Origin of the sequence: Streptomyces sp. DH-12 (assembly GCF_002899455.1) — a bacterium.
Classification (GTDB): domain Bacteria; phylum Actinomycetota; class Actinomycetes; order Streptomycetales; family Streptomycetaceae; genus Streptomyces.
In genome coordinates this window covers 5,834,064-5,849,409 of the sequence record NZ_PPFB01000001.1, presented here as the reverse complement: position 1 = coordinate 5,849,409, position 15,346 = coordinate 5,834,064, and the positions used below count along the sequence as shown (strand labels likewise).

Here is a 15,346-nt window from a genome sequence, read left to right as displayed (position 1 = left end):
CCTACTTCCGACCGCACGCAGGGAAGGACCTGTTTCCATGACCGACGCCCCCACCGGCAAGGTGACCTTCGTCGGGGCCGGTCCCGGCGCCGCCGATCTGCTGACGTTCCGCGGCGCGCGGGCCATCGCCGAGGCGGACGTGGTGATCTGGGCCGCCAGCCTGGTCCAGGCGGAGGTCCTGGAGCACGCGCGCCAGGACGCCGAGGTCCTGGACTCGGCGACGATGTCGCTGGAGGACGTGGTGGCCGTCTACGCGCGGGCCCGTGACGAAGGGCGAAGGGTCGCGCGGATCCACTCGGGTGACCCCGCGCTGTGGGGCGGCACCCAGGAGCAGCTCGACCGGTGCGCGGAGCTGGGCATCCCGACGGAGATCGTGCCGGGCGTGTCGTCGTTCTCGGCGGTGGCGGCGCTCGCGGGGCGGGAGCTGACGGTCCCGGAGGTGGCGCAGTCGGTGATCCTCACCCGGCTGGGCGGCGGCAAGACGCCGATGCCGCCGGGTGAGGAGGTCCGGGAGTTCGCGCGGCACGGCACCACGATGGCGGTGTTCCTGTCGGCGGCGCGCAGCGGGCAGCTGGTGCGGGAGCTGCTGGAGGGCGGCTATCCGACGTCCACGCCGGTCGTGGTGGCGTACCAGGCGACCTGGCCGGAGGAGCTGGTCGTGCGGTGCACGATCGGCACGCTGGAGGAGACGGTCAAGGAGCACAAGCTGTGGAAGCACACGCTGTTCCTGGTCGGTCCCGCCCTCGACGCGCACGGCACCCGCTCGCACCTGTACCACCCGGGGCACTTCCACGGCTTCCGCAAGGCCGACCCGCGGGCCCGCAGGGAGCTGCGGGAGCGGGGGGCGAGCACATGATCACCGTGGTCGGCACGGGTACGGGCGGGCCGGCCGGCGTCCGGGTGCCCGAGGAGGCCGCGCTCGTGGTCGGCGGGCGGCGGCACCTGGACGCCGTGGAGCTGCCGGAGGGGGCCGAGCGGGTGGTGCTGGGGCCGCTGGCGCCCGCCCTCGACACCGTCGCCGCGTACGTGGCCGAGGAGCGGCCCGTGGCGGTGCTGGCCTCGGGTGATCCGGGGTTCTTCGGGATCGTGCGGGCGCTGGCCGAGCGGTTCGGGCCGGAGCGGCTCGACGTGCGGCCCGGGGTGTCCTCCGTCGCGGCCGCCTTCGCGCGGGCCGGGCTGCCGTGGGACGACGCCGTGGTGGTCAGCGCGCACGGCCGGGACCCGCGTACGGCGGTCAACGTGTGCCGGGCGCACCCGAAGGCCGCCGTGCTGACCGGGCCCGGCGCGGGACCCGCCGAGCTGGGGGCGGCGCTGCGCGGGGAGCGACGGGTGCTGGTCGTCGCGTCCGGGCTGGGGTCGGCCGGGGAGTCGGTGGAGCGGGTGACGCCCGAGGAGGCGGCCGGCCGGGACTGGGGTTCCGCGGTGAGCGTGGTGCTGTGCCTGGACGAGGAGCGGGCGCTGGGACCTGCCCGTACGGTCGCGGGGCTCGCGGAGCGTCCGGCCGGATGGGCGCTGCCCGAGGCGGAGTTCGCGCACCGGGACTCGATGATCACCAAGTTCGAGGTGCGGGCGCTGGCGCTGGCGCGGCTGGGACCGCGCCCCGGCGACCTGGTGTGGGACGTCGGCGCGGGGTCGGGGTCGGTGGCCGTGGAGTGCGCGCGGCTCGGTGCGGCGGCCGTCGCCGTGGAACGCGACGCGGACGGCGTGGAGCGGGTGCGCGCCAACGCCGCCGCGCACGGCGTCGACGTGCGGGTGGTGCACGGGGAGGCGCCCGGGGCGCTGGGCGGGCTGGACGACGATCCGGACGCCGTGTTCGTCGGCGGCGGGGGCCGGGAACTGCCGGCGGTCGTCACCGCGTGCGCGCGCCGGGCGCGGCGGGCGGTCGTCGTGGCGCTGGCCGCGCTCGACCGGGTGCCGGCCGCCCGTGCGGCGCTGACCGGCGCCGGTCTGGTCTGCGACGGCGTGCTGCTGCAGTCGTCGCGGCTCGCGCCGCTCCCGGGGGACGTGACCCGGCTGGCGGCCGCCAATCCGGTTTTCCTGCTGTGGGGCGTCCGGCCCCCGGCGCACAGTGAAGGAGTCTGCGAGTGATCGGCCTCATCTCCGCCACGGCGGCGGGAGCGGCGGCGCGCGACCGGCTGGCCGCCGCCTGGCCCGGCCGCACGCGCGTGTACGACGGTCCGGTGGCGGACGCGGTACGGGCCGCGTTCGCCGAGTGCGACCGGCTGGTGTGTTTCCTCGCCACCGGGGCCGTGGTGCGGCTGGTGGCGCCGCTGCTGGACGGCAAGGCGAACGATCCGGGCGTGGTGTGCGTGGACGAGGCGGGCCGGTTCGCGGTGTCGCTGCTCGGCGGGCACGGCGGCGGGGCGAACGACCTGGCCCGCCAGGTCGGCGAGGTGCTGGGCGCGGAGCCGGTGGTGACGACCGCGACGGACGCGGTGGGCCTGCCCGGACTCGACACGCTGGGCCTGCCGGTGGAGGGCGATGTCGCCGCCGTGTCGCGGGCGCTGCTGGACGGGGAGGCGGTGGCGCTGCGCGCGGAGGTGGCCTGGCCGCTGCCGCCGCTCCCGGTCGCCGACGAGGGCGCGTACACGGTCCGGGTGACGGACCGGCTGGTCGAACCCGCCGACGGGGAGGCCGTGTTGCGGCCGCCGAGCCTCGTCGTCGGGGTGGGCGCGTCGAAGGGCGCCCCCGTCGAGGAGGTGCTCGGGCTCGTCGGGGACGCCCTGCGGGAGGCGGGGCTGTCGGCCGCGTCCGTGGCCGAGCTGGCCACCGTGGACGCCAAGGCCGGGGAGCCGGGGCTCGTGGAGGCCGCCCGGAGGCTGGGGGTGCCGCTGGTGACGCACCCCGCCGGGGAGCTGGCGCGGGTCGAGGTGCCGAACCCGTCCGACGCGCCGCTGGACGCCGTCGGCACCCCGTCGGTCGCGGAGGCCGCCGCGCTCGTGGGCGGGGGTGAACTCCTCGTGCCCAAGCGGAAGTCGGCGGGGTCCCCGGCCATGGCGACCTGCGCCGTCGTACGGCGTCCGGGGCGGGGGCGGCTCGCGGTGGTCGGGCTCGGGCCCGGCGCGCGGGACCTGCTCACCCCGCGGGCGCGCGACGAACTGCGGCGCGCCTCCGTGCTGGTGGGCCTGGACCAGTACGTCGACCAGATCCGCGACCTGCTGCGGCCCGGCACGCGCGTGCTGCAGTCGGGGCTCGGCGCGGAGGAGGAGCGGGCGCGCACGGCCGTCGCGGAGGCCCGGCGCGGGCAGGCGGTCGCGCTGATCGGCAGCGGCGACGCGGGGGTGTACGCGATGGCGTCCCCGGCGCTCGCGGAGGCGTCCGACGACATCGACGTGGTCGGCGTGCCCGGGGTGACGGCGGCGCTCGCGGCGAGCGCGCTGCTCGGCGCTCCGCTGGGCCACGACCATGTGTCGATCAGCCTGTCCGACCTGCACACGCCGTGGGAGGTCATCGAGCGGCGGGTGCGGGCGGCGGCCGAGGCGGACCTGGTGGTGACGTTCTACAACCCGCGCAGCCGGGGCCGCGACTGGCAGCTGCCGAAGGCGCTCGCCGTCCTCGCCGGGCACCGCGCGCCCGCCACCCCCGTCGGGGTGGTGCGCAACGCGTCCCGCGCGGACGAGTCCGTGCGGCTGACCACACTGGCCGCGCTGGACCCGGCGACGGTCGACATGATGACGGTCGTGACCGTGGGCAACACGGCGACCCGGCAGATCGCGGGGCGCATGGTCACCCCGCGCGGCTACCGCTGGCAGGAGGAGACCCGGTGAACCGCGTGATCCACCCCATCGAGCAGGAGTCCTTCCGGCGGCTGCGCGCCCGCCTCGACACCACGCGCTTCCCGCCGCTGACCCGCGCGGTCGTGGAGCGGGTCGTGCACTCCTCCGCCGACCTGGAGTACGCCCGCGACCTCGTCATGGACGAGGACGACCTGGTGCGCGCGCACGCCGCGCTGCACGCGGGCGCGCCGGTCGTCGCGGACGTGGAGATGGTCGCGGCCGGGATCACCCGCCGCGAGACCGTGTGCCGGCTGCGCGACGCGCGGTCCGGGCCGGGGCTCACCCGGTCCGCGCACGCCGTGCGGCTCGCCTACGAGGAGGTCGGTCCCGGCGCCCTGTGGGTGATCGGCTGCGCCCCCACCGCGCTGGAGGAGCTGCTGACCCTGGACGCCTCCCCCGCGCTCGTCGTCGGCCTGCCCGTCGGGTTCGTCGGCGCCGTCGAGTCCAAGGCGGCGCTGCGGGAGAGCGGGCTGCCCGCCGTGAGCAACGTGTCCGAGAAGGGCGGGTCGGCGGTCGCCGCCGCCGCGCTCAACGCCCTGCTGTACCACCCCCTTCCGACCGAGGAGACCCTGTGACCACCCCGCCCGCCCTGCTCATCGCCGGACACGGCACCCGGGACGACGCCGGAGCGGAGGCGTTCCGCGCCTTCGTGCGGGAGCTGGGCCGCCGCCGGCCCGACCTGCCCGTCGCGGGCGGCTTCATCGAACTGTCCCCGCCGCCGCTCGGCGAGGCCGTCGCCGGACTGGTGGAGCGGGGGGTGCGGCGGTTCGCGGCCGTGCCGCTGATGCTGGTGTCCGCCGGACACGCCAAGGGCGACATCCCGGCCGCGCTGGCCCGCGAGAAGGAACGCCACCCCGGCCTCTCGTACACGTACGGCCGTCCGCTGGGCCCGCACCCGGCGCTGCTGCGGGTGCTGGAGCGGCGGCTCGCGGAGGCGGTGGACCCGTCCTGGGACCCCGCCGAGGTGACCGTGCTGCTGGTGGGGCGCGGGTCGACGGACCCGGATGCCAACGCCGAGGTGTTCAAGGCGGCCCGGCTGCTGTGGGAGGGGCGCGGCTGGGCGGGCGTGGAGACCGCGTTCGTGTCGCTGGCCGCGCCGGACGTGCCGAGCGGGCTCGAGCGCTGCGCCCGGCTGGGGGCGCGGCGGATCGTCGTGCTGCCGTACTTCCTGTTCACCGGGATCCTGCCGGACCGGGTGCGGACGCAGACCGAGGAGTGGGCGGCGGCGCGTCCGGACACCGAGGTGCGGTCGGCGGACGTCATCGGCCCCGAGCCGGAGCTGCTGGACCTGGTCCTGGAGCGGTACGAGGAGGCCGTCAAGGGCGATCTGCGGATGAACTGCGACACGTGCGTGTACCGGATCGCGCTGCCCGGCTTCGAGGACAAGGTGGGGCTGCCGCAGCAGCCGCATTTCCACCCCGACGACGACGGGCACCATCATCACGGGCATGGTCATTCCCACGCGCACACCCATGCCCACTGAGCCGGCCCGCGGTCACGACCTGCGCCATCACGGTGACGCCGAGGTCCGCGACGGCGGCGGCACACTCGTCGACCTCGCGGTCAACGTCCGCGCGGACACGCCCCCGGCGTGGCTGCGGGACCGCATAGCGGCGTCGCTTTCCGGGCTCGCCGCCTACCCGGACGGGCGGGCCGCGCGGGCCGCGGTGGCGGCGCGGCACGGGCTGCCCGTGGAGCGGGTGCTGCTGACGGCGGGCGCGGCGGAGGCGTTCGTGCTGCTGGCGCGGGCGCTGAAGGTGTCGCGGCCGGTGGTGGTGCACCCGCAGTTCACCGAGCCGGAGGCGGCGCTTCGGGACGCCGGGCACACGGTGGACCGGGTGCTGCTGCGGGAGGCCGACGGCTTCCGCCTCGACCCGGCGGCGGTCCCGGAGGACGCGGATCTGGTGGTGGTCGGCAACCCGACCAACCCGACGTCCGTGCTGCACCCGGCGAAGGCGCTGGCCCGGCTGGCCCGGCCGGGGCGCACGCTCGTGGTGGACGAGGCGTTCATGGACGCGGTGCCGGGTGAGCGGGAGGCCCTGGCCGGGCGGACGGACGTGCCGGGTCTCGTCGTCCTCCGCAGCCTCACCAAGACGTGGGGGCTGGCGGGCCTGCGCATCGGGTACGTCCTCGCGGCCCCGGAGATCGTCACGGAGCTGGAGCGGGCGCAGCCGCTGTGGCCGGTGTCGACGCCGGCGCTGGCGGCGGCGGAGGCGTGCGTGGCCCCGGCCGCCCTCGAGGAGGCGGCCGGGGCGGCCCTGCGCATCGCCGAGGACCGGTCGTGTCTGGTCGCCGGTCTGCGGGAGTTCGCGTCCCGCGGCCTGCGGGTGGTGGAACCGGCCGAGGGCCCCTTCGTCCTGCTCCGCGTGCCGGACGCGGCGGGGGTGCGGGAGCGCTTGCGCGCCCTCGGCTACGCGGCCCGCCGCGGCGACACGTTCCCGGGCCTGGACGAGGACTGGCTGCGCCTGGCGGTACGGGACCGGGAGACGACGGAGGGCTTCCTGCGCGCGCTGGACCGGGCGCTGGCCGGCTGACCGCCGCCTTCGCGGACCCGGAGCGGCCCCTCCGGGACGGTGACGGTCCCGGAGGGGCCGGTGCGTTCCGGACGGAGCGGGGCGCCGGTCACGGGGGCGTCCCCTCCGTGACCGGCGGCTCCGGGTCAGGTGCGGCGGCCCCTCCGGGACAGGAACACCGCTCCGCCGCCCGCCGCGAGCAGCGCGACCGCGCCGGCCGTCACGTACGGGGTCGCCGGGTCGCCGCCCGTTTCGGCGAGGCTGGTCTCCGCGGGGGCGCCCTGGGGTCCGACGGCGGCCTCCTCCTTCGCGGGGGCGCCGTCGGTCTTCCCGGGAGCCTCGGGGGCGGCGGCCTCCGGGGCCTCCTCCTCGGACGACGCCGGCGTCTCGCACCGGGACTCGGCCAGCGTGAGGTGCCCCTCCACCTCGGCCACGTTCAGCTCCCCCGGGTCGACCGACACCTCCAGCCTCAGGGCGACGGCGGTGGCCGTGGACGAGGTCGTCTCCGTCCTGGACAGGTCGAGCCGGACCGAACCCACGCCCGGCGCCTCCACGTGCGCCGGGCCGCCGGAGCTCAGGGAGACCCGCTTGCCGAGGACGGTGACGGCGGCGGGCAGGGTGACGGAGGCGTGCGGGGTCCTGCCCGCCTCGCAGACCGCCTTGGAGCCGACCGCCTCGAGTTCGACGAGCGACAGCAGCGGCAGCCCGGGGACGTGCAGGCGGGCGTCGGCGAGGGTGGCGGACGCCTCGGCCCTGTCCCCCTCGACGGTCGCGGTCGCGTCGGCCGCCTCGGCGCGCAGCACGCTGAACGGCCTGCCGCCGTTCACGCCGTCGAGGGTGGCGGTGAGGGACGTCTTCCGCGCGCTCTGCGGCGCCCGCACCTCGTTGAGGGAGACGGTGAGCGGGACCCGCACCGACTTGTTGAGCAGGGACACGTCGAGGCCGGTGCGCAGGACGGCGGCGCTCGCGCTGCCGTGGCCCTCGGTGGCGTACGACGGCCCCGCACCGGCGAGGACGACGGGTCCCGCGGCGAGCGCGCAGGCCACGGCGGCTGCGGACCAACGGCGGGCAGGCGTACGGACGTTGATGGTGTACAAGGTGGTGGGACCCCCATGGGACATTGCTGGGACCCGGAAAGAATGTCCGCGCCCTCGCCGCCCCGTCAGCGATCCGGCGGCTCTTCACCCCTTCGAGGAAGACCGGAGAGCGTTTTCGATTTACGGGGTACGGCTGTTCCCCGCCGTCACCCTCCGGGGCCCCACCGGCGGGCGCGTCCTACGCGACGACGCGCCCGTTCAGCACCACCCGGCGCGGATCGGTGAGCACCCGGAGGTCCGCGCGCGGGTCGGCGTCGTAGACCACCAGGTCGGCCGGGGCGCCCTCCTCGAGACCGGGACGGCCGAGCCACGCCCTGGCCTTCCAGGTGCCGGCCGCGAGGGCCTCGACGGGCGGGAGGCCCGCCCTGGCGAGCTCCGCCACCTCCTCGGCGGCGAGCCCGTGCGGGAGGGCGCCGCCGGCGTCGGTGCCGACGAAGACGGGGATGCCGGCGTCGTACGCCGAGCGCACGGTGTCGTAGCGGCGCTCGTGCAGCCGGCGCATGTGGGCGGACCAGCGCGGGAACTTGGCCTCGCCGCCGTCGGCGAGCGCGGGGAACGTGGCGATGTTGACCAGGGTGGGGACGATCGCCACGCCCCGCTCGGCGAACAGCGGGATCGTCTCGTCGGTCAGACCGGTGGCGTGCTCGACGCAGTCGATGCCGGCCTCGACCAGGTCGCGCAGGGAGTCCTCGGCGAAGCAGTGGGCGGTGACGCGGGCGCCGAGCCGGTGCGCCTCGGCGATCGCCGCCTCGACGGCGCCCCGCGGCCAGCAGGCCGACAGGTCGCCCAGGTCGCGGTCGATCCAGTCGCCGACCAGTTTGACCCACCCGTCGCCGCGCCGGGCCTCCTGGGCGACGTACGCCGCGAGGTCGTCGGGCTCGACCTCCCAGGCGTAGTTCCGGATGTAGCGGCGGGTGCGGGCGATGTGCCGGCCCGCCCGGATGATCTTCGGGAGGTCCTCGCGCTCGTCGGTCCAGCGGGTGTCGGACGGCGAGCCGGCGTCGCGCAGCAGCAGCGCGCCGGCGTCCCGGTCGGTGAGGGCCTGCTTCTCCGCGACGTCCTCGGGGACGGCGCCGTGCCGGTCGAGGCCCACGTGGCAGTGGGCGTCGACCAGTCCGGGCAGCACCCAGCCGTCGACGGTCCGGATGTCACGGGCCCCGGCGGGACGGTCGTAGGAGATGCGCCCGTCGACCACCCAGAGTTCGTCGCGGACCTCGTCCGGGCCGACGAGGATCCGTCCCTTCACGTGCAGCACCGCGCGTTCGCTCATGGAGCGCACCCTAGTTGTGCGTCAGCCGGACCTCCCCGCCTGGTCCGGGGTCTCCTCCTCGACCTCCGCCATGGCGGGGTCGAGCAGCCGGGAGAGGAAGTGGCGGGTGCGCTCGTGCCGCGGCGCGCCGATGACCCGCTCGGGGCTGCCGTCCTCGACGATCACGCCGCCGTCCATGAAGACCACCCGGTCGGCGACCTCGCGGGCGAAGGTCATCTCGTGGGTGACGACCATCATCGTCATGCCCTCGTCGGCGAGCATCCGCATCACCGCGAGGACGTCGCCGACCAGTTCGGGGTCGAGCGCGGAGGTCGGCTCGTCGAACAGCATCACCTCGGGGCCCATGGCGAGGGCGCGGGCGATGGCGACGCGCTGCTGCTGGCCGCCGGAGAGGGAGGACGGGTAGGCGTCCGCCTTCTCCGCGAGGCCCACGCGCCGCAGGTTCTCGGCGGCGACCTTCGCGGCCTGTGCCTTGCCGCGCCCGAGCACCCGGCGCTGCGGCAGCGTGAGGTTCTCCGTCACGGTCAGGTGCGGGAACAGGTTGAACTGCTGGAACACCATGCCGATGCGGCGGCGTACGGCGTCGATGTCGACGTCCGGGTCGGTCAGCTCGATGCCGCCGACGAACACCTGGCCCTCGCTGGGCTCCTCCAGGAGGTTCACGCAGCGCAGCAGGGTGGACTTGCCGGACCCGGACGGACCGATGACGCAGACGACGTCGCCCTGGCCGATCTCCAGGTCGATGCCGCGCAGCACGTGGTTGTCGCCGAACGACTTGTGCAGGCCGCTGACGCGGATCTCGGGGCGGCTCACCGGACGGCCTCCTGGGCCTTGGCCTCCATGCGGCGCACGACGAAGCCGAGCGGGATGGTGATCAGCAGGTAGCACAGGCCGGCCACCAGGATGGGCGTGGAGTTGGCGGTCTGGCTGGCCAGGTCGCGGCCGTACTTGGACAGTTCGCGCTCCTCCAGGGTGACGCCGAGGAACAGCACCAGCGAGGAGTCCTTGAACAGCAGGACCAGCTCGTTGGTGAGCGGCGGCAGGATGATCCGGAAGGCCTGCGGGATGATGATCGACACCATGGCGCGGCCGGGCGAGAAGCCCAGCGAGCGGGCCGCCTCCATCTGCCCCTTGGGCACGGCCTGGATGCCGGCCCGGATCGTCTCCGCCATGTAGGCGGCGGCGACCAGGCCGAGCGCGAGGGCGACCTTGCCGTACGTCCCGCCGATGATCTCCGTGCCGGGGAAGGCGAGCGGGACGGCGACGCCGATGAAGATGAAGATCAGCAGGGCGGGCAGGCCGCGGAAGATCTCGATGTAGACGCCGGCCAGCCAGCGGTAGGGGCCGACGGACGACAGCCGCATCAGGGCGATCACCATGCCGAGCGCGAGCCCGACGCCGAAGCCGGTCACCGTGTAGAGCACGGTGTTCTTCAGCGCCAGCGTGATGATCTCGGGGAACATCCGCTCGGCGATGTCGATCTGCGCGAACTGGTTCTGCAGCCGGCCCCAGTCGGCCGTGACCCCGAAGGCGATCACGGCCGCGACGAACACGGCGTACTGGATGCCGCGCGAGATGCCGCGCTTCTGGCGCCGGGTCAGGCCCTTCCGCCTGGGCGGGACGGGCGTCTTCTCCGTGTCGGCCATGGGGTCAGGACGCGGCCGGGGAGGCGGCGGACTCGTCGTACGGGCCGATCCACCGCTCGTACAGCTTCTTGTAGGTGCCGTCGGCCTTGGCGTCCGCGAGGGCCTTGTTCACGGCCTCGCGCAGGGCGGTGTTGCCCTTCTTCACGGTGAAGCCGTACTGCTCGCCGGTGTCGATCTGCTCGGCGACCGTGAAGGCGTCGGCGTTGGCCTCGTCCTTCAGCCAGCCCTGGACGACGGGGTAGTCGATGACGACGGCCTCGACCTGGCCGGTGCGCAGGCCGTTGAGGACGGCGTCGGAGGACTCGAAGGACACCGGGTCGAAGCCCTCGCCCTTCACGTGGTCCTCCCCGGTGGTCTGCGCCTGGGCGCCCAGCTTGACGTTCCCCGCCTTGACGTCGGCGAGGGAGCCGACGCCGCTGTCCTTGTCGACGAGGAGGGCCTGAGTGGCGTTGAAGTACGGGTCGGAGAAGTCGACGTTCTTCTTCCGCTCCTCGGTGATGGTCATCCCGGCCGCGGCCAGGTCGCACTCGCCCGAGTTGAGGAAGGCGCCGGTCTTGAAGTTCTCGAACGGCGTGTCGAGGATCTGCTGCTTCACCCCGAGGTCGTCGGCGACCAGGTCGATCAGGGCCACGTCGAAGCCCTGCACCTCGCCGTCGATCTCCGACTGGAACGGCGGGTACGGCAGGTGCGTGCAGGTGGTGAGCTGCCCCGCCTTGACGAGCTCGACCCCGCCGGCCGCGGTCGTGGAGCCGCCGCCCCCGTCGTCGGTGGAGGTGCAGGCGGCGAGGAGGATCATCCCGGCCGTCGCGGTGGTGGCGGCCAGGACCCGGGTCCTGCGGCCGAGAAGCGTCTTCACGGAGGCCTCCTGTCGGGGGGAACGGAACCGTCCGCCGAAGGTTTACCCTCGACGTCGTCGTACCTACCCGCGCTGCCGTGAAGCATGAGCAAAGAGAGCACAGCCGTGACGAACCTCCTCCTCGACCTGCCCCCGCTGAGCGCCGCGCGCTTCGCCTCGATCGAGGACCGGGTGGCACGGCTGCTGGGCACCGGGCAGGACGTGGTGATCACCCAGGGCGAGGCGCTGCTGCCGCTGGAGGGCGCGATCCGTGCGGCGGCCGGGCCCGGGACGACCGCGCTGAACGTCATCACCGGCCCCTACGGGCAGACCTTCGGCGACTGGCTGCGGGACTGCGGCGCCACCGTCGTCGACCTGACGGTGCCGTTCCACACGGCGGTGACCGCCGAGCAGGTGCGGGAAGCCTTCGCGGAGCACCCGGAGATCGACTTCGTGTCGCTGGTGCACGCCGAGGCGGCCACCGGCAACACCAACCCGGTCGCCGCGATCGGCGAGGTGGTCCGGGAGCACGGCGCGCTGTTCTACCTGGACGCGGTCGCCTCGGTGGGCGCGGAGCCGGTGCTGCCGGACGCGTGGGGCGTGGACCTCTGCGTCATCGGGGCGCAGAAGGCGATGGGCGGGCCCGCCGGGGTCTCGGCGGTCTCGGTGAGCGAGCGGGCCTGGGCCCGGATGGCGGCGAACCCGAACGCCCCGCGCCGCTCCTACCTCTCCCTCCTCGACTGGAAGGAGCGGTGGATCGACGGCGGCCGCAAGGCCCTGCTGCACGCCCCGGCGCAGCTGGAGATGCTCGCGCTGGAGGCGTGCGTGGAGCGGATCGAGGCGGAGGGCCTGGAGACGGTGATGGCGCGGCACGCCGCGGCGGCCGCCGCGGCCCGGGCGGGCGCGCTGGCGCTCGGCGGCGGGATCGCGCCGTACGTCCACGACGCGGGGGACGCGGCGCCCGTCGCGACGACCCTGCGGGCGCCCTCCGGCGTCACCGCCTCGGACCTGGTCGCCCGCGCCCTGGCCGCCGATCCGGACCTCCCCCTCGCGGCGGGCGGCGGCGCCCTGTCGCGCGAGATGATCCGCGTCAACCACTACGGCCCCGACGCGACCCGGCACACGGTCCGCGCCTGCCTCACCGCCGTGGCGACGGCCCTGGCGGACGCGGGGCTGTCCGTCGACCTGCCCGCGGCCCTCACGGCGGCGGAACGGGCCTGGCGGTAGGCGGAGCCGTGGCCGGCGGGGAGAGTGCCCCGCCGGCTCGGGAAGGGCGGGGCGGCCGACGCGCGGCCAGGAAAGCCCGGAGCGACTGACGCGTGGCCTGCGAAGGCCGGAGCGGCCGACGTGCGGCCCGAGGGACGGCAGGGCGACTGCCCGTGGCCGGGACCGTCCGGTGGACCGGGTGACACGGCCCGCCCCCGTGTCATGCTCCCCGCATGTGTGCTGACGCCTCCTCGTCCGTGCCCACGCCTCCGCGTCTCCCCGACGGGCGGCCCGTCCCCCGGTTCACCGGGGACGAGCGGGCCATGCTCGAAAGCTGGCTCGACCACCACCGGTCGACGCTCGCGCTGAAGTGCGCGGGCCTGGACGACGCGCAGGTGCGGGTCGCGGCGGTCGAGCCGTCGCGGCTGACGCTGCTGGGGCTGGTGCGGCACATGGCGGAGGTGGAGCGGAACTGGTTCCAGCGGATCGCCGCCGGTCAGGACGTGCCGGCGGCGTACGAGGACGGGACCGGGTCCGCGCTGGAGCCCGCGCAGGGGATGGACGAGGCGCTCGCCGTGTGGCGGCGGGAGATCGCCCGTGGGCGGGAGCTGTGCGCCGGGCGCTCCCTGGACTCCACCGGGCGGATCGCCGCCGGCCCCCTGGTCGGCACGGAGGTCGGCCTGCGCTGGGTGCTGATCCACATGATCGAGGAGTACGCGCGCCATAACGGGCACGCCGATCTCTTGCGGGAACGCATCGACGGAGTGACGGGCGCGTGAATTCCGTGGGATTATCGAAATCCCACACACAGATACTCCCGCGACATTATCCGGCTTATTTCCCTATTACTCTGCGGAGTGGCTTCCCGTCTTCTTCTGCCCGCTTCTCCGGACCCTAAACACCCCGATCCAGGGAGCGGCTACCGGACGATTCCGAGCGCGGTCACGAGAGTTACACAGATGTGACCGGTTCCACATCGCGCCCGATTCACCCCGATTCACTCCGTACATATCGGTGCATTTCACCGACCTCTCGCGCGGACCCGTCCGCTCGCGCGATAACACATCTCGCGCTCGTACGTAACCCCGCAGGACGATGCAATTTTGAATTTACCTGGGTAAGTTCAATTCGCATGACTGCCGCACAAGCAGACCTGCAAATCGACCGCCCGACCGTGGCGGACGGAGCCGTGCTGTGGCGGATAGCCAGGGACTCGAAGGTCCTCGACCTGAACTCGTCGTACAGCTATCTGCTGTGGTGCCGTGACTTCGCCGCCACCTCGGCCGTCGCTCGCGACGAGCGCGGAGAGCCGGTGGGCTTCATCACCGGCTACCTCCGCCCGGAGAGCCCGCGCACCCTGCTGGTCTGGCAGGTCGCCGTCGACGCGTCGCACCGCAGCCGCGGCCTGGCCGCCGCCCTGCTCGACGGACTGGCCGCCCGGACCGCCGCGGAGCACGGCGTGGACACCGTGGAGACCACCATCGCTCCCGGCAACACGGCCTCCGAGCGCCTGTTCACCGCGTTCGCGGAGCGTCACGGCGCCCTGCTGGAGCGCGAGGTGCTGTTCGACACCGGACAGTTCCCCGACGGACCGCACGACCCCGAGGTTCTGTACCGCATCGGGCCGTTCGCCTTCTGACGGGCCGGCCCGCCCCCCCGATCTTCCGACTCCCTCTGACTTCCCACGCCACCGAGGAGCGATTCGTCGTGACCATCACCCAGCCCGACCTCAGCGTCTTCGAGACCCTCGAGTCCGAGGTGCGCAGCTACTGCCGCGGCTGGCCCACCGTCTTCGACCGTGCGCACGGCAGCCGCATGTACGACGAGGACGGCCACGAGTACCTCGACTTCTTCGCCGGAGCCGGCTCACTCAACTACGGCCACAACAACCCCGTCCTGAAACGCGCGCTCATCGACTACCTGGAGCGGGACGGCGTCACCCACGGTCTCGACATGTCGACGACGGCCAAACGCGCGTTCCTGGAGACCTTCCAGAACGCGATCCTGCGCCCCCGCGACCTGCCGTACAAGGTCATGTTCCCGGGCCCGACAGGCACCAACGCCGTGGAGTCCGCGCTGAAACTGGCGCGGAAGGTGAAGGGCCGCGAGGCCATCGTGTCGTTCACCAACGCCTTCCACGGCATGTCGCTGGGCTCGCTCGCCGTGACCGGCAACGCCTTCAAGCGGGCCGGCGCGGGCGTCCCACTGGTGCACGGCACGCCGATGCCGTTCGACAACTACTTCGACGGCCAGGTCCCGGACTTCCTGTGGTTCGAGCGGCTCCTGGAGGACCAGGGCTCGGGCCTCAACAAGCCGGCCGCGGTGATCGTCGAGACCGTGCAGGGCGAGGGCGGCATCAACGTGGCGCGGCCCGAGTGGCTGCGCGCGCTGGCCGACCTGTGCGAACGCCAGGACATGCTGCTCATCGTCGACGACATCCAGATGGGCTGCGGCCGCACCGGCGCGTTCTTCTCCTTCGAGGAGGCGGGCATCACGCCGGACATCGTCACCGTCTCCAAGTCGATCAGCGGCTACGGGCTGCCCATGGCGCTCACCCTGTTCAAGCCGGAGCTGGACGTCTGGGAGCCGGGCGAGCACAACGGCACGTTCCGCGGCAACAACCCCGCGTTCGTGACGGCCACCGCCGCCCTGGAGGCGTACTGGGCGGACGGCTCCGCGATGGAGAAGCAGACCCGGGGGCGCGGCGAGCAGGTGGAGCAGGCGATGATCGCCATCACCGAGGAGAACCTCGCCGACGTCAAGGAGTACCGCGGCCGCGGCCTGGTGTGGGGCCTGGAGTTCCACGACAAGGAGCGCGCGGGCCGGGTCGCCAAGCGGGCCTTCGAGCTCGGGCTGCTGATCGAGACGTCCGGCCCGGAGGGCGAGGTCGTCAAGCTGCTCCCCGCCCTGACCATCACCCCGGACGAGCTGGACGAGGGCCTCACCGTCCTCGCCCGCGCCGTCCGGGAGACCGCCTGACACACACCCCAGCCGAGGAGGCAT

Annotated in this window: 15 protein-coding genes; 10 read left to right on the top strand and 5 right to left on the bottom strand. The window is 74.2% G+C overall.

Going from position 1 to position 15,346, the window contains the following annotated elements; all coding sequences use genetic code 11:
* Window positions 1-37: 37 nt before the first annotated feature.
* Genes cobM through cobC form a run of 6 tightly spaced genes read left to right on the top strand, consistent with a single transcriptional unit; the run spans window position 38 to window position 6,310 of the window.
* On the top strand, window positions 38-856 hold the full coding sequence (gene cobM / locus C1708_RS25255; RefSeq protein WP_106414833.1) for a precorrin-4 C(11)-methyltransferase: 819 nt from the start codon (window positions 38-40) through the stop codon (window positions 854-856).
* Complete coding sequence (gene cbiE / locus C1708_RS25250) at window positions 853-2,088, top strand: precorrin-6y C5,15-methyltransferase (decarboxylating) subunit CbiE (protein ID WP_106414832.1); 1,236 nt, start codon at window positions 853-855, stop codon at window positions 2,086-2,088. The genes cobM and cbiE overlap by 4 nt, the downstream gene beginning before the upstream one ends.
* Window positions 2,085-3,767 carry a precorrin-3B C(17)-methyltransferase gene (cobJ, locus tag C1708_RS25245; protein WP_106414831.1) on the top strand — a complete coding sequence of 561 codons (1,683 nt, stop codon included), beginning with the start codon at window positions 2,085-2,087 and terminating at the stop codon, window positions 3,765-3,767. Before cbiE ends, cobJ begins: the two co-directional genes overlap by 4 nt.
* The gene (locus C1708_RS25240; protein WP_106414830.1) at window positions 3,764-4,351 is read left to right on the top strand and encodes a precorrin-8X methylmutase; all 588 of its coding nucleotides are present in this window, start codon (window positions 3,764-3,766) and stop codon (window positions 4,349-4,351) included. The genes cobJ and C1708_RS25240 overlap by 4 nt, the downstream gene beginning before the upstream one ends.
* Complete coding sequence (locus C1708_RS25235) at window positions 4,348-5,259, top strand: sirohydrochlorin chelatase (protein WP_106414829.1); 912 nt, start codon at window positions 4,348-4,350, stop codon at window positions 5,257-5,259. Before C1708_RS25240 ends, C1708_RS25235 begins: the two co-directional genes overlap by 4 nt.
* Window positions 5,249-6,310, top strand: coding sequence for an Rv2231c family histidinol phosphate aminotransferase CobC (cobC, locus tag C1708_RS25230; RefSeq protein WP_106414828.1), 1,062 nt, complete (start codon window positions 5,249-5,251; stop codon window positions 6,308-6,310). Before C1708_RS25235 ends, cobC begins: the two co-directional genes overlap by 11 nt.
* Before the next feature lie 125 nt (window positions 6,311-6,435).
* On the opposite strand, the gene C1708_RS25225 is transcribed toward cobC, so the two are convergent.
* The 5 genes from C1708_RS25225 to C1708_RS25205 form a co-directional block, all read right to left on the bottom strand.
* Window positions 6,436-7,410 carry an SCO1860 family LAETG-anchored protein gene (locus C1708_RS25225; protein ID WP_106414827.1) on the bottom strand — a complete coding sequence of 325 codons (975 nt, stop codon included), beginning with the start codon at window positions 7,408-7,410 and terminating at the stop codon, window positions 6,436-6,438.
* Window positions 7,411-7,564: 154 nt separating this feature from the next.
* Window positions 7,565-8,656 carry an amidohydrolase family protein gene (locus C1708_RS25220; protein WP_106414826.1) on the bottom strand — a complete coding sequence of 364 codons (1,092 nt, stop codon included), beginning with the start codon at window positions 8,654-8,656 and terminating at the stop codon, window positions 7,565-7,567.
* 21 nt (window positions 8,657-8,677) lie between these two features.
* On the bottom strand, window positions 8,678-9,469 hold the full coding sequence (locus C1708_RS25215) for an amino acid ABC transporter ATP-binding protein (RefSeq protein ID WP_106414825.1): 792 nt from the start codon (window positions 9,467-9,469) through the stop codon (window positions 8,678-8,680).
* Entirely contained in the window at window positions 9,466-10,302 is an 837-nt protein-coding gene (locus C1708_RS25210; protein WP_106414824.1) for an amino acid ABC transporter permease, read from the bottom strand. The genes C1708_RS25215 and C1708_RS25210 overlap by 4 nt, the downstream gene beginning before the upstream one ends.
* Window positions 10,303-10,306: 4 nt before the next feature.
* A complete protein-coding gene (locus tag C1708_RS25205) occupies window positions 10,307-11,158 on the bottom strand; it encodes an ABC transporter substrate-binding protein (protein WP_106414823.1) in 852 nt (283 codons plus the stop codon).
* A 105-nt stretch (window positions 11,159-11,263) separates the two neighbouring features.
* Between C1708_RS25205 and C1708_RS25200 the strand changes: the two genes are divergently transcribed.
* From C1708_RS25200 to ectB, 4 genes are all read left to right on the top strand, one after another.
* On the top strand, window positions 11,264-12,364 hold the full coding sequence (locus tag C1708_RS25200) for a pyridoxal-phosphate-dependent aminotransferase family protein (RefSeq protein WP_106414822.1): 1,101 nt from the start codon (window positions 11,264-11,266) through the stop codon (window positions 12,362-12,364).
* Between the two features lie 212 nt (window positions 12,365-12,576).
* Entirely contained in the window at window positions 12,577-13,122 is a 546-nt protein-coding gene (locus C1708_RS25195) for a DinB family protein (protein ID WP_198602587.1), read from the top strand.
* A 353-nt stretch (window positions 13,123-13,475) separates the two neighbouring features.
* Window positions 13,476-13,982 carry a diaminobutyrate acetyltransferase gene (ectA, locus tag C1708_RS25190; protein ID WP_106414820.1) on the top strand — a complete coding sequence of 169 codons (507 nt, stop codon included), beginning with the start codon at window positions 13,476-13,478 and terminating at the stop codon, window positions 13,980-13,982.
* Window positions 13,983-14,050: 68 nt separating this feature from the next.
* Window positions 14,051-15,322 carry a diaminobutyrate--2-oxoglutarate transaminase gene (gene ectB, locus C1708_RS25185; RefSeq protein ID WP_106414819.1) on the top strand — a complete coding sequence of 424 codons (1,272 nt, stop codon included), beginning with the start codon at window positions 14,051-14,053 and terminating at the stop codon, window positions 15,320-15,322.
* Window positions 15,323-15,346 lie beyond the last annotated feature (24 nt).